The organism is Cellulosimicrobium composti (assembly GCF_009711085.1).
Classification (GTDB): Bacteria; Actinomycetota; Actinomycetes; order Actinomycetales; family Cellulomonadaceae; genus Cellulosimicrobium; species Cellulosimicrobium composti.
Map to the genome: position 1 here is coordinate 22,541 of NZ_WMKA01000034.1, position 22,009 is coordinate 44,549.

Consider the following 22,009-nt stretch of genomic DNA (forward strand, 5'->3'; position numbering starts at 1 on the left):
GACCGCTCCCGCACCGCGGGGCCGTGCTGCGCCGTGCCGACGCTCAGCCGCGCGAGACCGTGAGGTCGCCCGAGACGGTGTTCGCCGAGACGTACGCTCCCCCGGCTCCCGGCTGGTCGACGTGGTCGACCGACGTCGTGCGCTGCGCGCTCGACCCGAGCCGGACGCCGTCGAGCACGGCCTTGCCCGTGACGCTGCGGGCCTTGAGGTTGACGGGCGAGCCGGCGCCGAGGCGCACCGCCACGTCGCCGGAGACCGTGCGCGCGTCCACGAGCGGCGTGCTCTCGCGCGCGACGACCTCCACGCCGCTCGTCACGGTGTTGACGGACACGCGGCCGAGCGTGCCGCCGAGCGTGACCGGCCCGGACGCGGTGCTCACGTGGACGTCGCCCACGTGCTCGCCGACGTCGACGGCCCCGGTCGCGGTCCGGACGGTCGCGGTGCCCGAGACGCCCTGGACGCGCACGGCGCCCGTCGCGGTGGTCACGGACAGGTCGGCCCGCGAGCCGACCACGCTCGCCGAGGCGCGCGCCGTCGTCACCTTGACCGGCACGTCCGCCGGGACGGTGAGCCGCACGACGGCGCGGTCCTTGTCCCGCAGGCCCTTCGCCCGCTCGACGATCCCCTCGACGCCCGCGAAGTCGTAGCCGACGCGCAGCTCGCCGTCGTGCGAGCTCACCTGGAGCGGGCGCTCGGACACCTCGCTGACGTCGAGGTGCGCCCCGCTCGGGCGCGCGGGGTCGGCGACGACGTCCACGGACCCGTCGGTGAGCTGGACGACGACGCGGCGGACGTCGGCGACGTCGACCGTCTGGGGTGTGGTGATGACCCAGGACTCGGTGCTCATGCGCTTCTCCTCGTTCGGTTCTCTGGTTCGGGTGCGGTGGTGGGTGTCGTCGGTCAGGGCAGCGTGGCGCGCACGGCCCGCCGCGCGCTCTCCAGCACGGTGCGCAGCGTGTCCACCGTGAGGTCGGAGACCACGCCCGCGGCGTCGGCGCGACGCAGGTCGGCGCGCACCTCCTCGCGGAACCGCTGCAGGACGGCCTCGGCCTCCGCGCGCGCGACGGACGACGCGCGCCGCCGCTCGGGCTCGCCGGACCGCGGGCGGGCGCGCGCGCTCTGCGCGGCCGCGGCGAGCTCGGCCCGCAGGCCCTGGAGCGAGCCCTGCACGTCGGCGCGCAGCGCCTCGGCGCGCTGGCGCACGGTCTCGGCGATGCCGTGCTCGAGCGCCGCCACGTCCGCGCGGCGCGCCTCGATCTCGGCGCGGCCCGCCGGCGTGAGCTCGTAGGTCGTCTTGCGGCCGTCGGCGCTGCGGTGCACGAGGCCCTCGTCCTCGAGCCGCGCGAGCCGCGGGTAGATCGTCCCGGCGCTGGGCCGGTACGTGCCCCCGAAGCGGTCCGACAGCTCGGTGATGAGCTCGTACCCGTGCTTGGGGCCGGCGTCGAGCAGCGCCAGGAGGTACAGGCGGAGCTGGCCGTGCGCGAAGACCGTGGCCATCAGCGGTCCGCCGCTCCGGTCGTCGGGGCGGGGCGCGCGCCGCCGGGGCTGCCCCAGGCGGGGACGTCGGCGCGGTCGCCGTCGGGGGCGGCGTCCTCGGTCCCGGGAGCGTCCGCGGTCCCGGACGGCGCCCCGCCCCGCAGGACCGTCACGTCGCCCGAGACGGCGGAGACCCGCACCGGGGCGCCCGCGCCGACGACGGCGGGGCGGTGGAACGAGCGTGCCGCGCCGCGCTGCTCCTCGCCGTCGACGACGAGGCGACCGCTTATGCACCGGATCGCGTAGTCCATCGCGTCGGGCTCGGGCAGGCGCACGAGCACGTCCGCGGAGACCGCGCTGACCTGGATCTCGTCCGGGGTCGTGCGCGTGTCCACCGTGACGGACCCCGAGACCGAGTCGAGGCGCAGGGAGCGCAGCGCGCCGGTCGCGGTGAGGGAGCCCGAGACGGAGTCCATGCGGACGGCGCCGTCGTGCTCGCTCGCCGAGACCTCGCCGGACACGGTGTCCACGCGCAGCTCCCCGCGCGTGCGGCTCGTCACGACGGAGCCGGAGACCGTGGCGAGCCGGGCGCCGTCGCGCACTCCCGCGACGAGCGCCTCGCCCTGGACGGTCGCGACCTTGACCGTCGTGGACGCCGGGACCGCGACGTGCACGTCGGCCGCGTCCCGACCGGTGTAGGTCCGGAAGCGCTCGAGGAATCCCTTCCAGCCGGACCCGAACGGGCCGTACCCGACGCGGAGCGTCGAGCCGTCGAGGCGCACCTCGAGGGGGCGGCCGGTCACCGAGTGGACCTCGACGCGCACGTCGGTGCGCGCGGGGTCGTCGTGCGCGACGACGTCGAGCCGCCCGCCGATCACCGTCGCGTCGAGCGTCCTCACGTGCGCGAGGTCGATGGCCTGCGGACCGGTGACGGTCCAGCTCTCGTGCGTCATCGGGTGCTCCGTCCTGGTCGTCGCGGCGCGGCGGACGACCGTGCGGCCCGCGTCGAACTCGCGATATATCTCGTCCGTGGCAAACACGATATATCGCGTCCGCGGGGCTGGCAAGGGGCCGCGTGTGGGACGATGGGAGGCGGACTGGACACGCCGAGACCGGTCGTTCCACGTCGACACCCGTCGAGAACCGCCGAGACCGGCAGCACTCCCCGACCGTCAGGAGAACACCATGAGTAAGCGCGGACGCAAGCGTCGCAGCCGCAAGGGCAACGCCGCCAACCACGGCAAGCGCCCCAACGCCTGAGCACGCCCGACCCCCGCGGGGGTACGCGAGAGGGCCCGGACCGACGACGTCGGTCCGGGCCCTCCGGCGTTTGAGCGGGCCCGTCGAGCGGGGCCGGCGGTCAGCGCGTCTCGACGACCGTCGTCGTCGAGACCATGACCGTGAGCTGCGTGTGGATGCGCTCGCGCAGACCGGCCGGCGCCTTCNACGACCGTCGTCGTCGAGACCATGACCGTGAGCTGCGTGTGGATGCGCTCGCGCAGACCGGCCGGCGCCTTCTCATGGCACGAGCGGCGCACGAGCTGCTTGACGAGCTCCTCGATGCTCAGCTCGGCCAGGCACGGCGAGCAGTGCGCGACGTGCGCGCGCATGCGCAGCTCGTCGTCCGGCGTCATCTCGGAGTCGAGGTACTCGTACAGGTGCTTGAGGGCGTGCTCGCACTCCGACTCGCCCGCGGTGGAGTGCGGGATCGGCGTCACCGGCTCCTCCGCCTGGCCCCGTGCGGCCATCCTGCTCTCTGACGTGCTCACGACTCACCTCCGGGGCCCTTGGCCCCCACCAGTCCTCGCCTCGCGGCGTAGTCGGCCAACAGCTCGCGCAGCTGACGCCTGCCTCGGTGCAGGCGGGACATGACCGTGCCGATCGGTGTCCCCATGATCTCCGCGATCTCCTTGTAGGGGAAGCCCTCGACGTCCGCGTAGTACACGACCATGCGTCGGTCCTCGGGCAGCTCCTGCAGGGCGCGCTTCACGTCCGAGTCCGGCAGGCGGTCGAGCGCCTCCGCCTCGGCGGAGCGCAGGCCCTGCGACGTGTGCGACGCGGCGCGCGCGATCTGCCAGTCCTCGACGTCGTCCGTCTGCGCCTGCTGCGGCTCGCGCTGCTTCTTGCGGTACGTGTTGATGAACGTGTTCGTGAGGATCCGGTACAGCCACGCCTTGAGGTTCGTGCCCGGGCGGTACTGGTGGAACGCCGCGAACGCCTTCGCGAACGTCTCCTGCACCAGGTCCTCGGCGTCCGACGGGTTGCGCGTCATCCGCAGCGCCGCCGAGTACAGCTGGTCGAGGTACTGCAGGGCGTCCTGCTCGAACCGCGCGGCGCGCGCGGCGTCGCTCTCGGCCTGCGGCGCGCGGTTGGTGTCCTCGGTGTCCGTCGCGTCGACGGGCACGTCCGTGCCCTCGACGGGCGTCGTTCCCGACGTCGTCGCAGGGCTGCCGGAGACGTCGCTGCCGGAGATTCGCTCTGTCATCAACAACGAGCCTAGTCCCCCGTTCGTCTGGGTGTTCGCTGGCGTGAGCACGGCCATGTCGTCCGTGCGGCCCGGCGCCGACCACGCGGCGGCGAACCCGGCGTCCCCGAGGGACGCCCGCGGGGTCGACGGCACGGCCCGTGCGGCGGGCGCGGAGGAGTCGAGCAGGACGGTCACGAGTGGTGCAACCGCTCCAGCCGCGCGCGCATTCCCGGCCCGCGGACCCGGATGCGCACCCCCGGGCGGCCCGCGGGTGGCGCCGTCCCGGCGGGCGCGGCAGGCTGGGACCGACCGGAGGCGCCCCCACGGGCCGCCGGAGGACCGCCTGCGATGAGGAGAGAACCGATGCTGCTGCGCCACGTCGCGAGGCCCATGCTGGCCTCGTGGTTCGTCTACGACGGGCTCCAGGCCGCGCTCAGGCCCGCCGAGCACGTGCGAGCCGCGCGCTCGGGCGTCGAGCTCGTCGAGAAGAGCGCCGGCATCGAGGCGCCGCTCAGCGAGAAGCAGGTCGCGACGCTCGTCCGCGCGCACGGCGCCGCCACGGCCCTCGCGGGGCTGTTCCTCGCGGTGGGCAAGGCGCCGCGCACCGCCGCACTCACCCTCGCCGCCCTCACCGTGCCCCTCGCGGTCGTCAACCAGCCGTTCACCTCGGGCGGTGCGGCGCGCACCGAGCGGACGCGGAAGTTCGTGGCGAACGTCGGCGCGATCGGCGCGGCGCTCATCGCCGGCGCCGACTACGAGGGTCGTCCGGGCGTGCAGTGGCGCCTCGAGCGCGCGCGCCACGACCTCGCGCTCGCGCGGCAGGCGAAGCAGGAGGCCTCCGCGGCGGGCGTCAAGGGCGCCGCCGCACGGGGCAAGGGCGCCGCCCACGAGATCTCCGGGTCCGCGCGCCGGGCCGCCAAGGCCGCGCGGGAGGCCGCCGAGCACGCCGCGAGCAGCGCGTCGAGCGCCGTGCACGACGCCGGCGCGGCCGTCCGCGCGAAGGTCGCCTGACGCGGTCGCGACGCGTCCGCCCGGCGGGACCGCCCGTCGTCGGGCCGGGCCGCTCCACTAGCCTGGACGTCATGACGACGCCGCCCCCCGCGCCTCCCGCCACCGAGTCCTCCGCCCCTGCCGACGAGGGCTGGGCCGCGCCCACGGCGCACGGGCCGCTGGACGCGACGGTCGAGGTCCCGGGGTCGAAGTCGCTGACGAACCGGCTGCTGGTCCTCGCCGCGCTCGCCGACGGCCCCGGCACGCTGCGCGGTGCTCTGCGCAGCCGCGACGCCGACCTCATGATCGCGGGCCTGCGCGCGTTGGGCGTCGAGGTCGTCGAGGGGTCGACGCCGAGCGAGCTGCACGTGACGCCCGGCCCCCTGCGCGGGCCGGTCGACGTGGACTGCGGCCTGGCCGGGACGGTCATGCGCTTCCTCCCGCCCGTCGCCGCGCTCGCCGACGGCACGGTGCGCTTCGACGGCGACGAGGGTGCGCGCGTGCGCCCCATGGGGCCGGTCCTCGCGGCGCTCGCCGCGCTCGACGTGCCCGTCGAGGCGCCCGACGGGCGGCTCCCCACGACGCTGCCCTTCACGATCCGGGGCCGCGGGCACGTGCGCGGCGGGTCGGTCGACGTCGACGCGTCCGCGTCGAGCCAGTTCGTCTCCGGTCTGCTGCTCGCGGCCGCACGCTACGACCAGGGGCTCACGGTGCGGCACGTCGGTCGCACGCTGCCGAGCATGCCCCACATCGAGATGACGGTGGAGGTGCTGCGGGAGGTCGGGGTCGTCGTCGACGACTCGCGCCCCGCGATCTGGCGCGTCGAGCCCGGGCCGGTCGCGGCGCGCGACGTCCAGGTCGAGCCCGACCTGTCCAACGCCGCGCCGTTCCTCGCGGCCGCGCTCGTCGCGGGCGGCACGGTGCGCGTCACCGGCTGGCCCGCGGCCACGACCCAGCCGGGCGCGATGGTGCCCGAGCTGCTCGAGTCCATGGGGGCGACGGCGTCGCTCGACGGCGACGTGCTGTCCGTGACGGGCACGGGCGAGGTGCGCGGCGTCGACGTCGACCTGCACGCCGCCGGCGAGCTCGCGCCGACGATCGCCGCCCTCGCCGCGCTCGCCGACTCCCCCAGCCGCCTGCGCGGCATCGCGCACCTGCGCGGGCACGAGACCGACCGCCTGGCCGCGCTCGCCACGGAGATCACGCGCCTCGGCGGGCAGGCGGAGGAGACGCGCGACGGGCTCGTCATCACCCCGCGCCCGCTCCACGGCGCGCTGTTCCGCACGTACCACGACCACCGCATGGCGACGTCGGCGGCCGTGATCGGGCTCCGCGTGCCCGGCGTGGGCGTCGAGAACGTCGGGACGACCGCCAAGACGCTGCCCGGGTTCGCGGGGATGTGGGAGCGCATGCTCGCCGGCTCGGGGGCGGCGACCCGCTGATGGCGCGCCGCGTCCCCGACGAGTCCGACTTCCGCTCGCGACCCGGCAAACGGGGCAGCCGACCGCGCACGAAGCAGCGCCCCGAGCACGCGGACGCGGTCACGGGGTTCGTCACGGGCGTCGACCGCGGGCGGTACACGCTGCTCGTCGGCGACGACGACGGCGCGGAGGAACGCACGGTCCTCGCGATGAAGGCGCGCGAGCTCGGCCGCACGCGCATCGTGTGCGGCGACCGCGTGGACCTCGTCGGCGACGTGAGCGGCGACGACGGGTCGCTCGCCCGCATCGTGCGGATCCAGGACCGGTCGTCGGTGCTGCGCCGCACCGCGGACGACACCGACCCCTACGAGCGGGTGATCGTCGCCAACGCCGACCAGCTCGTCGTCGTCACCGCGCTCGCCGAGCCCGAGCCGCGCACGCGCATGATCGACCGGTGCGTCGTCGCCGCGTACGACGCCGGGATGGACGTCCTGCTGTGCCTCACCAAGGCGGACCTCGCCGACCCGGGCCCGCTGCGCGCGCTGTACGAGCCGCTCGGCGTCTCGGTCGTCGTGACGCGGCGCGTGCCCGACGGCCTCGCGCCGGACGGCTGGGCGATCGAGCCGCTCGACGCCGTCCGCGACGCGCTCGCCGGACGCACGTCGGTGTTCGTCGGGCACTCGGGCGTCGGCAAGTCCACGCTCGTCAACGCGCTCGTGCCCGACGCCCGGCGCGCGACCGGCGTCGTCAACGACGTCACGGGCCGGGGCCGGCACACGTCGACGTCGGCGGTCGCGCTGCGCCTGCCCGGCGGCGGCTGGGTCATCGACACGCCCGGCGTGCGGTCGTTCGGGCTCGCGCACGTGCAGGTCGACCACCTGCTCAAGGCGTTCGAGGACCTCGACGCCGTCGCGGCGGACTGCCCGCGCGGGTGCACTCACCTCGACGACGCGCCGGACTGCGCGCTCGACGAGTGGGTCGAGGCGTCGCCCGACGACGCGACGCGCGCGGCGCGCGCCGCGCGGCTCGAGTCGTTCCGGCGGGTCCTCGCGTCACGCACCGGCGCCGCCTGAGGCCCGGTCCGCGCGGCGGCTCCTCCGACCAGCGCGGGCACCGCTACGGTGTGAGCCATGACGCCCCCCTCGACGCGCGGCTACGACGACGACCTGCGCCTCGCCCACGTGATCGCCGACCAGGTCGACGCGCACACCCTGTCCCGCTTCAAGGCCCTCGACCTGCGCGTCGAGTCCAAGCCGGACTCGACCCCGGTGAGCGACGCCGACCGCACCGCCGAGGAGATCATCCGCGCCCAGCTCGCCCGCGCGCGCGGGCGCGACGCGATCGTCGGCGAGGAGTACGGCGAGACGGGTCACGGGTCGCGCCGCTGGATCGTCGACCCGATCGACGGGACGAAGAACTTCGTGCGCGGCGTGCCCGTGTGGGCGACGCTCATCGCGCTCGCCGACGGCGACGAGGTCGTCGTCGGGCTCGTGTCCGCGCCGGCGCTGGGCCGCCGCTGGTGGGCGTCGAAGGGCACCGGCGCCTGGACGGGCAAGTCGCTCGCGGCGGCCACGCGCCTGCAGGTCTCGGGCGTCTCGTCGTGGTCCGACGCCTCCTTCTCCTACGCGTCGCTCGACGGGTGGGAGGAGCGCGGCAGGCTCGAGCCGTTCCTCGACCTCCTGCGCGGGGCGTGGCGCACGCGCGGGTACGGGGACTTCTGGTCGTACATGCTCGTCGCCGAGGGCGCCGTCGACGCGGCCGCCGAGCCCGAGCTCGAGCTCTACGACATGGCCGCGCTCGTGCCGATCGTCACCGAGGCGGGCGGCCGCTTCACGTCGCTCGACGGCGCCGACGGCCCGTGGGGCGGCAACGCCGTCGCGACGAACGGTCTCCTGCACGACGAGGTGCTCGACCGCCTCGGCTGACGGCCCCTGCCGCCGAGCATGTGCTGGTGGCCCGTCGCGACGTCGGGACGGGCCACCAGCACATGCTCGACGGCGGGGGGTTCGGTTCGAGGGACGTTCCCGGCGTCAGCCGCGGGGCACGTCCTTGAGCTCCGACCAGTCGTACCAGAGCAGGTCGCGCTCGCCCACGCGCTCGATCGCGGCGTCGAGCGCGGCGTCCGCCTCGGGTCCGTCGCCGTCGGCCGCGGCGAGCACGGCCTCCACGTCCGGCACCGCCTCGGGCTCGTCGACGTGCACGCACACGATCGCGACGTCGGGCACGGTGCGCAGCACCTCGACCGCGCTCGGCGCGGGCGCGTCCTCGTCGTCGTCCGCGCCCCCGACCACCTGGACCGTGCCGTCGGGCACCTCGACCGTGACGACGAGACGCTGGCGCGGTGCGTCCGGGCGCGACGCGACGAGCGCGAGCGAGTCGTCCGCCGCCTCGAGCGCCGCCGCGTACTCCAGGCCCTCCTCGTCCTCGTCGGGCAGCGCGCGCGTGAGCGCGGCCGTGACGGCGTGGGCGCCGCGCGGGGCGACGGTCCAGCGGGCGGCGTCGGCGGTCACGGTCACGGCGTCGAGCTCGTCGAGCGTCGCGGGGAGGTAGATGCGCATGGGTTCAGTGTGCCGTCTCGAGCACGGGACCGGGCACCGCACCACGCCCGGACGGCGCGACGGCCCGCACGTGCGCCGCGAGGTGCGCGACCGCGCGTCGCGCCGGGCTCGACGGCGCCGTCTCCGCGAGGGCGCGCCCCTCGCGCAGGGACTGGTCGAGCGCCGCGTCCTCGGGCACGAGGTGCAGGTCCTCGACGCCCGCGTACCGGGCCATCGCGTCGCGCACGGCACGCTCGGGCCCGGCGCCGACGACGCTCGCCCGCACCCGGTTCACGACGACGGCCCGCGCCGCGCCGACGGCCGTCCCCGACTCCGCGAGCTCGTCGAGCGCGCGCACCAGCCGCTGGAGGCCGACCGGGTCACCGGACCCGACGACGACCACGACGTCCGCGGCGGCGAGCGCGCTCAGCGTCGCGTCGTTGCGCTGCGGCGCACGCGTGTCGTACGTGAGCATCTCGTCGCGCTCGATCGCGAACCCGGTGTCGACGACCGTCCAGTCCGCGACCGACCGCGCGGTCTCCCACACGGCGTCGAGCGACGACCCGGGGAGCTCGGGCCAGCGCGCCGCGCGCGTCAGGCCGGTGAGCACGCGCAGGCCGGGCAGGACCGCGGGCGCGAGCGCGGCGAGGCGCGCGGCGTCGAGCGTGCCCTGAGCGGCGCCGCGCGCCGCCGCGGCGAGGCCGGGTGACTCGTCGAGCAGCCCGAGGCGCTGGGCGACCGTCCCGCCGTACGTGTCCGCGTCGACGAGCAGCACCTGCTCGGCGGGCGAGGCGGCACCGGGTCCGGGCGTGCGCCGTCGTCGTCGGGCGCGACGGGCGCGCGGCTCCGGCGTCGTGCCGGTGAGCTCGGCCGCGAGGTTCGTGGCGAGCGTCGTGCGACCGGGCGCCCCGGTCGGGCCCCACACCGCGACGACGATCCCCTGCCGGGCCGGCTCCTCGGGGCCGCCGCCGTGCTCCGGCGCCTGCCCGGGCGCACCGGGACGGGCCTCGGGGTCGGTGGACGGCACGACGGCGCGGACCGCGTCGCGCAGCGCGTCGCCCGGGAGGTCGAGGTCCACCACGGCGTCGACCCCGTGGGCGCGCAGCCGGCCCTCCTCCCACGTGCCGTCGGCCGCGAGCGCGACGACCCGGACGCCGTGCGCGTGCAGGTCCGCGACGACGCCCCGGTCGAGACCCGGCAGGTCGTCGGAGACGACCGCGACGCGCCCGGCGCCCGCCGCGGCCGCGGCGAGCAGCTCGACGACGTCCGCGCACCGCCGCGTGACCTGCAGACCGGGGGCGCCGAGCGTCGTGACGACGTCGGCCTCCCGCGCGCCGCGCACGGCGCACAGGACCGTGGTCGTGGTCGTCGCGCCGCTCACCCCGCGCTCCCGACCGGCACGAGCGCGATCGTCCCGTCGCCCGCGACCGCCGCGAGGACGCCGGGCAGGTCGTCGGCCCCGACGAGCAGGTGGACCGTCACCGGTCCCCCGACGACGAGCGTCCCGCTCCCCTCGTCGACCTCCGCGACGGTCACGCCGCTCACGAGCAGCTGCGGTTCCGCGGTCTCGGCGACGGGGTCGCCGCCGGGTGCGGCGCCGGCCTCCGCGGGGACGTGCCACACGTCCACCGCCGCGCCGGCCACGATGCGGTCGGAGAGGCCGGTCGACACGGGCACCGCGACGGCACGCACCGCGAGGTCCGCGGCCGCGCCGAGAGCGGCCGCCGGCACGAGCTCGCCCGGGGCGACCGTCCGCAGGACGACCGCCTCGTCCGGCAGCCCGTCCTCCACGAGGAGGTAGCGGTCCGTCTGCGCGCCGAGGCGGACCTCGACCGTCCGCAGGTCCGCCGCGGTCACCGGGGTGCCCGGGGTCAGCGCCGTGCCGGCCGCGTAGACGTCGACGGTCCGGGCCGCGCTGCTCACGGCCCACGAGCCCAGCGCGACCGAGAGGGCGACCACGACGACCCCGACGAGGAGCCGCGGGTCCCTCCAGCCCGGCCGTCGCAGGCGGGCGGCGGGCGCAGGCTCGGGCACGGCGCGCACGGGTCGTTCCACGGTCGTCGTCATCGGTATCCCCCTCGGTGGTCCGGCACGTCAGTCGTGCCGAGGCTTCATGATCCCCGGTCCGCGGCGCGCGCGGCGGGGGCTGTGGACGAGCACCGCGGACCGGCTCGCGCGTGCCAGACTGACGCCATGGCCCAGCGGTTCCTCACCCTCGCCGACGTCACGGAGGAGCTCAACATCTCCGCGGCGCAGGCGTACGCACTCGTCCGGTCGGGCGAGCTCCCCGCGATCCAGGTGGGCGGTCGCGGGCAGTGGCGCGTCGAGGTCAGCGAGCTCGAGGCGTACATCCAGCGCATGTACGCCCAGACGCGCCAGCGGATCGAGGCCGGCGACTTCGACGGCTGACCGCACGGCGACCGGCTGCGCCGACCGCGCGTCGTCCCGCGCCCCCCGTGGCTCCCCCTGCCGCGTCCTCACCGCTCGACGTACCCCGTCCGGGACTCGCTGACGCACAGGACGGCGGACCACGGTACGACCCGCGCCCCGTGGGCCGCTCCCGGCGCCACCTCCACGTCGAGGTGGTCCTTGCCGACGCGCGCGACCCAGCCGGCGACGGTGCCCGACGGCGTCCGGACCTGGACGGGCCGCCGGTCGCGCATGAGCGCGCGCAACGCGTGCCCGAGCCCGAGGCGCGCGGACCGTGCCGACGGCGCCGGCTGCGCGTGGCGGTCGAGCCCCGCGACCGCGGTGATCGCGCTCGTCGGCACGAGGTGCTGGCGCCGCCGCTCGTCGACGAGCACCCACTCCTCGGCCGCGTCGCGCAGCACGCCGGTCACCGCGGAGCCGTCGAGCAGCTCGAGCGTGACGGATCCCGCCGTGCCCCGCAGCCGCTCGACGAGCGCGATCGTGGCGTGCTCGGCGCGGGTGAGGTCCGCGACGGCCGCAGCCCTGTCCTCGGACTGCGCCGCGACGAGCTGCGCCGCGAGGTCGTCGAAGAGGGCGTCCCATCGCACGCGCACACCGTAGCGGTCCTCGCGGACGGGATCGTCCCGTCTGTCCACATCACGAGAAGACCCTCGACACCGGCACCAGCGCCCGCTTAGATCGATCCGTCGTTGTCAAACGACATCAAACGACATCAACTGTCGCCACGGCGACGGGCAGGGGGATCGATGGGACGTCGTGCAACGAGACGCGGGCAGGGCGGAGGGCTCACGGTGCTCGTCGCGCTCGTCGTCGTCATGGGCGGCGCGGCGGCAGGGCTGACCCTGCGCGCCGTGCACGTCGCGGGCGGCCTGCCCGGCGTGCGTGCCGAGCCCTACCTCGAGCTCGTCGCCGTCGCGGTCGGCGGGCTCGCCGCGGCGTGGGTCGCCGCGAGCGCGGCCCTCGGGCTCGGCTGCGTCGTCGCCCGCGCGGCGGGCCGGTCGTGGGCGGTCGGCGAGCGCCTGGTCCTGCGCGCCGCGCCGCGCGTGGTCCGCCGGGCCGCGCGCGTCGGCGTCGGCGTCTCGGTCGGCGCGGGCCTCGTCCTCTCCGGCGGGGCGGCCCACGCGAGCGCGCCGCCGCCCGACGAGCCCGCCGTCGTCGCGGTCGACCTCGGGTGGCGCGCCTCGGCCCCGGACACGGGGGCGGAGCCTCGCGGCACCTCGACGCCCGCGCCCGAGCGGCCCGCGCACGGAGAGGAGGACGGCACCCCGCCGACGGGACCGAGTGCCGCGGACCGGGCGGCCGACCGCGGCGTCGTCCCGGCCACCGGTGCGGTGACCGGCCGCGGGGCCGCGACGGACACGGCGACGGACACGGCGACGGGCACGGGTGCGACGAGCGGGGGCGCGACCTCCTCGGCCGCCGGCCGGGGCGGGGCCGCGTCGGCGGCGGAGGAAGCCGCGAGCAGGGCGACACCCGCGACAGGCGCCGGGACCACCGGGCGCGACTCCGGGGCGCAGCCCCGCGACGCCGGGACCGAGCGCGGGGCGGCCACGACCGCGCCCGGCGCGACAGGGGCGCAAGCATCGTCCGCTTTGACGAGCACCGGCACGGCGGAGAGCGGGCCGCGCGTGACGGTCGGGCCCGACCGCGGCGCCGCGACCGTCCACGGCGGCGCGACGGGGCGGGGTGACGCGCTGCTCACGGCCACGCGCGACGTGTCGCCGGGCCCGGCGGCGGAGGTCGTCGTGGTGCGGGGCGACACGCTGTGGTCCATCGCCGCGCGCCACCTCCCGCCGGACGCGACCGCCGCCGACGTCGCCTCCGCCGTGCAGCGCTGGCACGCGGCGAACGCGGACGTCGTCGGCGACGACCCCGACCTCATCCTCCCCGGCCAGGTGCTCACCGCGCCCGTCGCATGACGACCCGACCTCACGAAGGAGCCCGACGATGACCGCTCCCCTGCGCCCCTGCTCCGAGACCCCCGCCGCCGCCGTCACGGGTGGCACCGCGACCCTCCGCCGCCCCACCACCCCCGGCACGGGCACGGGCACCCTCCGCCGGGCTGCCACACCCGACGCCGGCTCCGACACGACGACCACCGGGGCCGGCGCGCCCGCCGGGATCGCGACCCGCGCCACCCCGAGGACCGCCCCGGCGCGCACGGCCCGCTCGGCGAGCGTGCCCGCGCCGCCGCCCGCGCGCCTGCTGCGCTGCGTCGGCGAGCAGCTCCCCCCGGCGGTCGACGTGCGCGACGGCGGCGCGCGACCTCCGCAGCACGTCGTGCGCGGCCGCCCGCTCGCACCGACGGCCCCGGTGCCGCTCCCGGACCCGACGGCGATGTGCTGCGCCGTCGTCCGTGCGGCGCTCGAGGTCCTTCGCGGCGAGCGCACGGTGGGCCAGCTCGCGCGCTGGGTCTCGCCCGAGATCTACGAGACGCTCGCCCGCCGGGCCCGGCTCGTGGCCGACGCGGGCGTCGAGAGCGCGACACGGCCGGTGACGATCCGGCGCGCGCGACTCGTCCGGATCGGCGAGGGGGTCGCTGAGGGGACGGTCGTCGTCGACGACGGCGACCGCGTACGCGCGGCCGCCGCTCGGCTGGAGACCCGCCGCGGCACGTGGCGGGTCGTGGCCCTGGAGATCGGCTGAGCGCCCAGCCACGCCACCGGACGCTCGCGGCCCGCCCGACCTGCCGGTCCGACGGGCCGCGGTCGGCGCGTCACGCGCGCGGCGTGGCGAACCGCAGCTTCTCCGGCGTGGCGTCGGCGGGCGACTTGCGCAGGAACGCGCGGCGCTGGGCGGAGAACCCGTTGCGGTCGTCGAAGAAGTCGCGCGCCATCTCGGCGAGCTCGATCGTCTGGTAGGACGTCAGGGGCCGGTCGGTCGCGCGGCGCTCGGCGCGTGCCGTGAGCATCGCGGCGAGCGTCTCCGGCTCCGCGTACCCCTGCGCGGTCGACGACAGCCAGCCCTCGAACTCGCCCCACTCCCGCGGGCCGACCCCGTCGACGAGCCCGATGCGTGCGGCCTCGGCCGCGGAGACCGGCAGCTTGCCCTGGAGCAGCCGGGACGCACGCCGGGCGCCCACGCGCGCCGGGACGCTCCACGTGTGCAGCTCCGACCCGAAGATCCCCATGTCGTAGTAGGGGTTGAGGACGACGCCGTCGCGCGCGAGCGTCACGTCGGCGCACAGGCCGGCCATCACGCCGCCCGCGCCCGCGTTCGCGGTGAACGCGGCGACGGTGAGCTGCTCGGCGGACGCGACGGCCAGGCACAGCTCGTCGATCGCGCAGATGTTCTCCCACGCCTCCGTCGCCGGGTCCACGGCCGCGTCGATCGCACCGAGGTGGATCCCGTTCGAGAACGCGTGCTCGGTCCCGCGGACGACGAGCACCCGGGTGTCCTCGGTGAGGGCCTTCTCGACGGCCGTCGTGAGGCGCCGGCACTGCTCGGTGTGCATCGCCCCGTTGTAGGAGCGGATCGTCAGGGTCCCGACGGCGCCGTCGCGCACGTACGTCGTCTCCGCCAGGGCGTCCGGGACGGGGCGGAAGGGCGCCCGGCCCGCGTCGATCACCTGCGTCGCCGGGAGCTTCGGGCCCCGGCGCGCGCCCAGCTCGGCCGCGTACCCGACCCACAGGGTGCCCTGGCCGCACGCGACCGCGACCGCGTCGAAGTGCCGCCCCACGACGGTGCCGGGCGCCTCCCCGGTGTGCTCGGGCGAGGCGACGGCGTCGAACAGGCAGACCGACCGGCCGTCGACCTCCGCAGGAGCCCCGGGCGCCCCGTCCGCGGCGGCGACCAGGCGCTCCAGCTCCGCGGCGGGGCGGCTCCAGTCGAGCCGGAAGTCGGCGCGGCGCAGCAGGGGCAGCTCGCCGACGTCCGTGACGACCTGCGGCCAGGTCTCCGCCAAGGCGGGCTCCTCGCCGTCGGCCACCTTGCGGATCACCTCGTCGACGCACGCCATCGCGGCGTCAGCGACTCGGCTGTTGTACAGCGCGCTCTTGGACACGGGACCGGACGGCATGTCGAAGACCGACGTCGCCCACACGGGCCCGGCGTCGAGCTCCTCCACGGCCGACAGGGCCGTGACGCCCCACTGCTCGCGCCCGTCGCGGATCGCGTGGTCGAGCGACGACGGGCCGCGGTCGCCCACGGGGCCGGGGTGCACGACCACGGTGGGCCAGCGGTCGTAGACCGAGCTCGGCACGCGGTGCTTGAGGAACGGGCACAGCACGAGGTCGGGGTCGGCCCGCTCGACCGCACGCGTCATCGCGGCGGCCGAGTCGAACGTCGGGGCGAGCTCGACGCCGACGTCGTGGCCCTGCTCCTTCAGGGAGCACCACACCCGCTGGGTGAGACCGTTGAAGGCTGAGACCAGCAGGAGGATCCTCATCGGGCGGCGAACTCCTTCGTCGTGCAGACGTGCTCGGACGTCCTGCACTCTAACCAGACGCACCGCATTCACGACAATTCGCTATTCGCGGGACGATCGTCACGGACCCGGCGCGCGTCCGGGCGCGGTCCCTTCGCGCGCCGAGGACGCAGCCCTCGACCGCGGGTCCGAGCCGCACGGCACCGGAGACACGCGGCACCGGAGACGCCGCACCCGAGACGCGCGGCGCCGAGGCGCCCGGCCTCCGGAGACGCCACGAGGTGTGCCGCGCGCGCGACACACCTCGTGGCGTCAGGACGGTCCGGCCGTCACTCCTCGTTCTGGCCGTGGCAGACCTTGTACTTCTTGCCCGAGCCGCACGGGCACTGCGCGTTGCGCGGGGTGCCCGGGAAGGTCCGGCCGTCGCTCTCGACCGCCGTCGCCTCGCCGTGCAGGGCGCGGCGCGCCCGTCGCCCGGCGTCGCCCGAGACGACCGCGCGCCCCGTGCCGTCCTCGCTCGGCGCGCTGTAGGACAGCGGCACCTGGCGGTCGGGGCCGTCCAGGCCCTTCGCGATGAGCGTCCCCGCGCGGGCGCCGTCCGGGCCGCCGAACGCGGCCGGGGTCGCCACGGGCGCGGGTGCCGCGGCGGGGGCGTCGGCGACCGGGGCGTCCTCGACGGGCTCGTCGGCGACCGGTGCGTCCTCCACGGGGGCGTCCTGCTGCACGGCGGCCTGCTGCTGCGCCGCCGCCGCGAGGCCCGCGGCCGCACCTGCGGACGCCGCACCGGCCGCGCCGCCGAGCGCCTGGCCCGCAGCCGACTGCGCGGCCTGCGCCGCGTCCGCCGCGGAGATCGACGCCTGGCCCGCGGCGCCCGCGCCCGGCTCGGCGACCTTGACCTCGAGGTTGAACAGGTACCCGACCGTCTCCTCCTTGATGGCCTCGGTCATCGCCTGGAAGAGCTGGTAGCCCTCGCGCTGGTACTCGACCAGCGGGTCGCGCTGCGCCATCGCGCGCAGCCCGATGCCCTCCTTGAGGTAGTCCATCTCGTAGAGGTGCTCGCGCCACTTGCGGTCCAGGACCGAGAGCGTCACGCGACGCTCGAGCTGGCGCATGTTCGCCGCGCCGAGCTGCTCCTCGCGGTTCTGGTAGGCGATGCGCGCGTCGGAGAGGATCTCCTCGAGCAGCATCTCGCCCGTCAGACGCGTCTCGCCGCCGGCCTGCTCGACCACCTCGTCCACCGTGATCGAGATCGGGAAGACGGCGCGCAGCGCGGTCCACAGCGCGTCGAGGTCCCAGGTCTCGGGGTTGCCCTCGGCCGTCGCGCCCTCGACGTACGCCGTGACGACGTCGGTGAGGAAGTGCTGCACCTGCTCCTGCAGGTCCTCGCCCTCGAGCACGCGGCGGCGCTCGTCGTAGATGACGGTGCGCTGGCGCGACAGGACGTCGTCGTACTTGAGGACGTTCTTGCGGATCTCGAAGTTGCGCGACTCCACCTGGCCCTGCGCGCTCGCGATACCGCGCGTGACCATCTTCGACTCGAGCGGCACGTCGTCGGGGAACCCGGCACGGTTCATCATCGACTCGGCGAGGTTCGAGTTGAACAGCCGCATGAGGTCGTCCTGCATCGACAGGTAGAACCGGGACTCGCCCGGGTCGCCCTGACGGCCGGAACGACCGCGGAGCTGGTTGTCGATGCGGCGCGACTCGTGACGCTCGGTGCCGAGCACGTACAGGCCGCCGAGCTCCTTGACCTCGTCGTGCTCCGCCGCGACCGCGGCCTTCGCCTTCTCGAGCGCGTCGGGCCAGGCGGCCTCGTACTCCTCCGGGTTCTCCGCGGCGTCGAGGCCGCGGGCCGCGAGGTCGGCGACCGCCATGAACTCCGCGTTGCCGCCGAGCATGATGTCGGTACCACGGCCGGCCATGTTCGTCGCGACCGTCACGGCGCCCTTGCGACCGGCGAGCGCGACGATCGACGCCTCGCGCTCGTGCTGCTTGGCGTTGAGGACCTCGTGCGGCACGCCGTGCTTCTTCAGCTTGGACGACAGCAGCTCGGACTTCTCGACGCTCGTCGTGCCGACGAGCACCGGCTGGCCCTTCGCGTGGCGCTCGACGATGTCCGCGACGACCGCGTCGAACTTGCCCTCCTCGTTCTTGTACACGAGGTCCGGCTGGTCGACGCGCTGCATCGGCCGGTTGGTCGGGATCGGCACCACGCCGAGCTTGTACGTGCCCTGGAACTCGGCCGCCTCGGTGTCCGCCGTACCGGTCATGCCCGAGAGCTTGGAGTACAGGCGGAAGTAGTTCTGGAGCGTGATCGTGGCGAGCGTCTGGTTCTCCGCCTTGATCTGCACGCCCTCCTTGGCCTCGATGGCCTGGTGCATGCCCTCGTTGTAGCGGCGGCCCGGGAGGATGCGCCCGGTGTGCTCGTCGACGATCATGACCTCGCCGTTGAGCACGACGTAGTCCTTGTCGCGCTTGAAGAGCTCCTTCGCCTTGATGGCGTTGTTGAGGAACCCGATGAGCGGCGTGTTGAGCGACTCGTAGAGGTTGTCGATGCCGAGGTAGTCCTCGACCTTCTCGATGCCGGGCTCGAGCACGCCCACGGTGCGCTTCTTCTCGTCGACCTCGTAGTCCGTGCCCGGGCTGAGTCGGCGCACGACCTTGGCGAACTCGCCGAACCAGCGGTTCGTGTCGCCTGACGCGGGGCCCGAGATGATGAGCGGCGTGCGCGCCTCGTCGATGAGGATCGAGTCGACCTCGTCGACGATCGCGAAGTGGTGGCCGCGCTGCACGAGGTCGTCCGTGGACCACGCCATGTTGTCGCGCAGGTAGTCGAAGCCGAACTCGTTGTTCGTCCCGTACGTGATGTCCGCGGCGTACTGCTCGCGGCGCTGGGCCGGCGTCTGCCCGGACAGGATGCAGCCCGTGCTGAGGCCGAGGAACCGGTAGACGCGGCCCATGAGCTCGCTCTGGTACTTGGCGAGGTAGTCGTTGACCGTGACGACGTGCACGCCCTTGCCCTCGAGCGCGTTGAGGTACGCGGCCGTCGTCGCGACCAGCGTCTTGCCCTCACCGGTCTTCATCTCGGCGATGTTGCCGAAATGGAGCGCGGCGCCGCCCATGAGCTGGACGTCGAAGTGCCGCTGGCCGAGCGTGCGGCGCGACGCCTCGCGCACCGCGGCGAACGCCTCGGGCAGGATGTCGTCGAGGGTCTCGCCGGCCGCGAGCCGCGCCTTGAAGCGGTCGGTCTCCTCCCGCAGCTCCTCGTCGGTGAGATCCTCGAAGCCCGGCTCGAGCTTGTTGACCTGGTCGGCGATGCCGGACAGCTTCTTGAGGATCCGGCCCTCGCCGATGCGAAGGACCTTGTCGAGGATCGAAGGCACGCAGGACTCCCGTATCGATCGGTGCCCGGGCCGGGTGGTCCGGGGGCAGCGCCGACGCTCTGCCGCGCGGGCGCGCACGGCAGCGGACGTCGGCAACGTCACACAACATCGTAGGCGAGTCGGAGCCGCGTCGGTCCCGTCCGGGTTTCGCCGACGACGAACCTGGCCCGCGAGGTCGCCCGCCAGCGTACGACGACGCGTCCTCGCCGCGCCGGTCGGCCCACCGCCCGCGCCGGGCGCCGAGCGCTCTCAGCGCGCGGCGGCGACCTCGGCGGCGAGCGCGGGCGCCAGGTCGCCCGCCGGGGCGACGTCGACCTCCGGGACGCCCAGCCAGCCGCCGAGGACGCGCAGCTCCGCGGCGAGCCGGGCGGCCGTGAGGTCCCCCGCGGCCTGCTCGCGGTGCGCCGACAGCACCCGCAGGACCCCGGCGCGCCGGTCGGCCTTGAGGTCGACGCGCGCCGTGAGGTCCTCGCCCTCGAGGAAGGGCAGCACGTAGTACCCGTGCACGCGCTTCGGCGCGGGGACGTAGATCTCGATCCGGTAGTGCACGTCGAACAGGCGCTCCAGTCGCGTGCGCTCGAACACGAGCGGGTCGAACGGGTTGAGCAGCGTCACGGCCGTCGCGCGCCGCGGGAGGGCGGCGTCGGCGTGGAGGTACGTCGGCTCGTCCCACCCACGCACGGTCACCGGCCGCAGCGTCCCGGCCTCGACGAGCTCGTCGAGGGCCGTCCGCACGGCGGGCCCCTTGAGGCGGAAGTAGTCCTTGAAGCAGCGCAGCGTCCCGATCCCGTGGGCGCGGGCACCGATCTCGAGGAGCGACCGGACGGCGTCGGCGTCCGCGACGGGCGGGGCGGCGACGACCTCGGGCGGGAGCACGCGCTCGGTGAGGTCGTAGCAGCGCTCGAACGCGCTGTTGCGACGCGCGGACGTGATCTCGCCCGTGAAGAAGAGGAACTCGAGCGCGCGCTTGGCCACGGTCCAGTTCCAGCCCCACTGCGACCGGTCGCGCGGGTGCGCGCGGCCCTCGGCCTCGAGGACGTCGTGCACCTCGCTCGCCGTGATCGGGCCGCGCTCGGTGACGAGGCGGCGCACGTCCTCGACGGCGTCGGAGTGGCTCATCTCGACCGCGCTGATCGTCCCCCACGCCTCGGTGCGGTAGCGGCGTCGGCGCCACTCGAGCAGCGGCCACGTGCTGGGCGGGACGTACGACGCGACGTGCGCCCACGTCTCCACGAGCCGTCGCGGCGCGCGCCCCGCGGCGCGGTCGAGGAGCGCGGTGTCGTACGGGCCGAGCCGCGCGTACAGCGGCATGAGGTGGGCGCGCGCGAGCACGTTCACGGAGTCGATCTGCAGCAGCCCGAGGCGGTCGATCACCCCCTGCACCTGCCGCATCGTGGGCGTCCGGCCGTCGCCGCCGCCGTACGGGCGCTCGCGGTGCAGCCCCTGCGCGGCGAGCGCGACGCGGCGCGCCTGGGACAGGGACATCGACTCGGACCGGGGCGAGGTGGCGACCACGTCCCGATCCTGCCCTCCCCCACCCACACCGCCCGCCCCGCGCCGACCAGGTGCTCCTGGCGCGTCCCGGCCGCCGGTCGCGCCAGGACCGCCTGCTCGGCCGGCCAGGACCGCCTGGTCGTCGGACACCGGACAGCACGACGCGCCCGGACCCGCGCGGGTCCGGGCGCGTCGGCGCGGCTCAGGCGGTCTTCTCGGCCGGGGCCTGCGCGCAGTCGCACGACGTGTCGAGCGCGACGACCCCGTACGTCCACCCGCGGCGGCGGTAGGCCACCGACGGGCGGGAGGTCTCGACGTCGACGAAGAGGAAGAAGTCGTGACCGACCATCTCCATCTCGTACAGCGCGTCGTCCACGGTCATGGGCTCCGCGGTGTGCAGCTTCTGCCGGATGACGACGGGCGAGTCGCCGAGCGTCGTCTCGACGGCCTCCCCGGGCTCGCTGGGCGCGGTCGGCGCAGGCGGCGGGGGTGCGGCGTGCGTGGCCGGGTCGTAGGGACGCACGTCGACGGGCGGCACGACGGTGTGGTTGCGGTGGTCCTTGCGACGGTCGCGGGCTCGGCGCAGGCGCTCGGCGAGCTTGTCCATCGCGAGGTCGAGGGCGCCGAACCGGTCGTCGGCCGCTGCCTCGGCGCGGACGACGGGTCCCTTGGCGCGCACGGTCAGCTCGACGCGTTCGCGGACCCCGGAGAGCCTCGGGTTGTTCTCGTGGGTGACCTCGACGTCCACGCGCTGCGCCGTGGGCGCGAGCTGCTGGACCTTGGCGAGCTTGTCCTCCACGTGCCGGCGGAAGCGGTCTGCCACTTCCGTGTGCCTGCCGACGACGACGATCTCCATGTGAGCCTCCGCGAGGATCTTGTGCGACGCCCGGCCCGGTGCGTCCGGGCGCCTCGTTCGGATTCGGTAGGAGCACCCGGTGCCGGGTGCGGTGGGCTACCACCTCCTTGCGGCACGAGGCCGCGCGCTCGGTACGCTCGCGCGGCGTCGCACGTGCCCTGCACGTCCGTCGTCCGCGGCGACTGGCCCTCAGACTAACCCCCGCCCCGGGTTCCAGGCAGCACCAACGGGGCCCGGGCCGAGGGACCTCGGTCCCGTCCTCCGTGGGGGCCCGACGACGGCACGCGCCGCGGCCCGCGACGCTCCCCGGGGGCCGGGGTCGCGGCCAGCACGAACGCGCCCAGCACGGGCACGCCGGCACCGGCGAGGGCGCTCTCGCACGCCGCGAGCGTGGCCCCCGTCGTGAGGACGTCGTCGACGAGGAGGCACGGCGTCCGGTCCCGCAGGGCGTCGCGCACGCGCCCGGGGCGGCGTGCGACGTCGACCCCCCTGAGCCGCGCGCCGCGCGCCCGCGACCCGAGCCCGACCTGGTCGCGCGCGCGTCCCCGCTGGCGCACGAGCGGCACGACCTGCGCGCGCACGCCCGCCG

General features: G+C 75.7%; 21 protein-coding genes and 1 pseudogene. 8 read left to right on the forward strand and 14 right to left on the reverse strand.

Annotated elements, in window-relative coordinates:
- Positions 1 to 43 precede the first annotated feature (43 nt).
- Genes GJV82_RS13555 through GJV82_RS13565 form a run of 3 tightly spaced genes read right to left on the reverse strand, consistent with a single transcriptional unit; the run spans position 44 to position 2,516 of the window.
- The gene (locus GJV82_RS13555; RefSeq protein WP_024839326.1) at positions 44 to 847 is read right to left on the reverse strand and encodes a DUF4097 family beta strand repeat-containing protein; all 804 of its coding nucleotides are present in this window, start codon (positions 845 to 847) and stop codon (positions 44 to 46) included.
- 53 nt (positions 848 to 900) lie between these two features.
- On the reverse strand, positions 901 to 1,497 hold the full coding sequence (locus GJV82_RS13560; protein ID WP_024839327.1) for a PadR family transcriptional regulator: 597 nt from the start codon (positions 1,495 to 1,497) through the stop codon (positions 901 to 903).
- Positions 1,497 to 2,516: a DUF4097 family beta strand repeat-containing protein gene (locus GJV82_RS13565; protein ID WP_155099591.1), complete on the reverse strand. Its 1,020-nt coding sequence runs from the start codon at positions 2,514 to 2,516 to the stop codon at positions 1,497 to 1,499. Before GJV82_RS13565 ends, GJV82_RS13560 begins: the two co-directional genes overlap by 1 nt.
- A 145-nt stretch (positions 2,517 to 2,661) precedes the next feature.
- Here GJV82_RS13565 and GJV82_RS20885 point away from each other — a divergent pair, with 145 nt between their 5' ends.
- A complete protein-coding gene (locus tag GJV82_RS20885) occupies positions 2,662 to 2,736 on the forward strand; it encodes a 50S ribosomal protein bL37 (RefSeq protein ID WP_099052597.1) in 75 nt (24 codons plus the stop codon).
- Positions 2,737 to 2,948: 212 nt separating this feature from the next.
- On the opposite strand, the pseudogene rsrA reads toward GJV82_RS20885, so the two are convergent.
- Together rsrA and GJV82_RS13580 are read right to left on the reverse strand one after the other, a co-directional pair.
- Positions 2,949 to 3,224, reverse strand: a pseudogene (rsrA, locus tag GJV82_RS20890) (mycothiol system anti-sigma-R factor); the annotation flags it as partial.
- A gap of 17 nt (positions 3,225 to 3,241) precedes the next feature.
- A complete protein-coding gene (locus GJV82_RS13580) occupies positions 3,242 to 4,018 on the reverse strand; it encodes a sigma-70 family RNA polymerase sigma factor (RefSeq protein ID WP_203232023.1) in 777 nt (258 codons plus the stop codon).
- Between the two features lie 288 nt (positions 4,019 to 4,306).
- On the opposite strand from GJV82_RS13580, the gene GJV82_RS13585 reads away from it, so the two are divergent.
- The 4 genes from GJV82_RS13585 (at position 4,307) to hisN (ending at position 8,279) form a co-directional block, all read left to right on the forward strand.
- Complete coding sequence (locus GJV82_RS13585; protein ID WP_155099592.1) at positions 4,307 to 4,954, forward strand: DoxX family membrane protein; 648 nt, start codon at positions 4,307 to 4,309, stop codon at positions 4,952 to 4,954.
- Between the two features lie 71 nt (positions 4,955 to 5,025).
- A complete protein-coding gene (aroA, locus tag GJV82_RS13590; RefSeq protein WP_115942975.1) occupies positions 5,026 to 6,375 on the forward strand; it encodes a 3-phosphoshikimate 1-carboxyvinyltransferase in 1,350 nt (449 codons plus the stop codon).
- A complete protein-coding gene (rsgA, locus tag GJV82_RS13595; protein WP_024839333.1) occupies positions 6,375 to 7,427 on the forward strand; it encodes a ribosome small subunit-dependent GTPase A in 1,053 nt (350 codons plus the stop codon). Before aroA ends, rsgA begins: the two co-directional genes overlap by 1 nt.
- A gap of 57 nt (positions 7,428 to 7,484) precedes the next feature.
- Complete coding sequence (gene hisN, locus GJV82_RS13600; RefSeq protein ID WP_024839334.1) at positions 7,485 to 8,279, forward strand: histidinol-phosphatase; 795 nt, start codon at positions 7,485 to 7,487, stop codon at positions 8,277 to 8,279.
- A 105-nt stretch (positions 8,280 to 8,384) separates the two neighbouring features.
- Here the strand turns inward: hisN and GJV82_RS13605 are convergent, their stop codons facing one another.
- From GJV82_RS13605 to GJV82_RS13615, 3 genes are read right to left on the reverse strand one after another with little or no spacing between them, the layout of a single operon-like run.
- Entirely contained in the window at positions 8,385 to 8,912 is a 528-nt protein-coding gene (locus GJV82_RS13605; RefSeq protein ID WP_155099593.1) for a DUF6912 family protein, read from the reverse strand.
- A gap of 4 nt (positions 8,913 to 8,916) precedes the next feature.
- On the reverse strand, positions 8,917 to 10,272 hold the full coding sequence (locus GJV82_RS13610) for an AAA family ATPase (protein ID WP_318657645.1): 1,356 nt from the start codon (positions 10,270 to 10,272) through the stop codon (positions 8,917 to 8,919).
- Complete coding sequence (locus GJV82_RS13615) at positions 10,269 to 10,958, reverse strand: CpaB family protein (RefSeq protein ID WP_155099594.1); 690 nt, start codon at positions 10,956 to 10,958, stop codon at positions 10,269 to 10,271. The genes GJV82_RS13610 and GJV82_RS13615 overlap by 4 nt, the downstream gene beginning before the upstream one ends.
- Before the next feature lie 126 nt (positions 10,959 to 11,084).
- Between GJV82_RS13615 and GJV82_RS13620 the strand changes: the two genes are divergently transcribed.
- Positions 11,085 to 11,300 carry a helix-turn-helix domain-containing protein gene (locus tag GJV82_RS13620; protein ID WP_024839338.1) on the forward strand — a complete coding sequence of 72 codons (216 nt, stop codon included), beginning with the start codon at positions 11,085 to 11,087 and terminating at the stop codon, positions 11,298 to 11,300.
- A gap of 68 nt (positions 11,301 to 11,368) precedes the next feature.
- Here the strand turns inward: GJV82_RS13620 and GJV82_RS13625 are convergent, their stop codons facing one another.
- Positions 11,369 to 11,908, reverse strand: a complete 540-nt coding sequence (locus GJV82_RS13625) for a hypothetical protein (protein ID WP_024839339.1) — start codon at positions 11,906 to 11,908, stop codon at positions 11,369 to 11,371.
- A gap of 159 nt (positions 11,909 to 12,067) precedes the next feature.
- Between GJV82_RS13625 and GJV82_RS13630 the strand changes: the two genes are divergently transcribed.
- Positions 12,068 to 13,240 (forward strand): LysM peptidoglycan-binding domain-containing protein, encoded by a 1,173-nt coding sequence (locus tag GJV82_RS13630; protein ID WP_155099595.1) that lies wholly within the window; start codon positions 12,068 to 12,070, stop codon positions 13,238 to 13,240.
- Between the two features lie 28 nt (positions 13,241 to 13,268).
- Entirely contained in the window at positions 13,269 to 13,967 is a 699-nt protein-coding gene (locus GJV82_RS13635) for an Rv3235 family protein (RefSeq protein ID WP_155099596.1), read from the forward strand.
- A 70-nt stretch (positions 13,968 to 14,037) separates the two neighbouring features.
- Here the strand turns inward: GJV82_RS13635 and GJV82_RS13640 are convergent, their stop codons facing one another.
- The 5 genes from GJV82_RS13640 to GJV82_RS20145 all read right to left on the reverse strand — a co-directional run.
- A complete protein-coding gene (locus GJV82_RS13640; RefSeq protein WP_155099597.1) occupies positions 14,038 to 15,708 on the reverse strand; it encodes an enoyl-CoA hydratase-related protein in 1,671 nt (556 codons plus the stop codon).
- A 308-nt stretch (positions 15,709 to 16,016) separates the two neighbouring features.
- Complete coding sequence (secA, locus tag GJV82_RS13645) at positions 16,017 to 19,070, reverse strand: preprotein translocase subunit SecA (protein ID WP_318657646.1); 3,054 nt, start codon at positions 19,068 to 19,070, stop codon at positions 16,017 to 16,019.
- A 249-nt stretch (positions 19,071 to 19,319) separates the two neighbouring features.
- On the reverse strand, positions 19,320 to 20,555 hold the full coding sequence (locus GJV82_RS13650) for a winged helix-turn-helix domain-containing protein (RefSeq protein WP_155099606.1): 1,236 nt from the start codon (positions 20,553 to 20,555) through the stop codon (positions 19,320 to 19,322).
- Between the two features lie 211 nt (positions 20,556 to 20,766).
- Positions 20,767 to 21,420 carry a ribosome hibernation-promoting factor, HPF/YfiA family gene (gene hpf / locus GJV82_RS13655; protein ID WP_024839345.1) on the reverse strand — a complete coding sequence of 218 codons (654 nt, stop codon included), beginning with the start codon at positions 21,418 to 21,420 and terminating at the stop codon, positions 20,767 to 20,769.
- A 194-nt stretch (positions 21,421 to 21,614) separates the two neighbouring features.
- Positions 21,615 to 22,009: ComF family protein (locus GJV82_RS20145; protein ID WP_404812986.1), on the reverse strand; the 395-nt coding region annotated here is incomplete at its 5' end.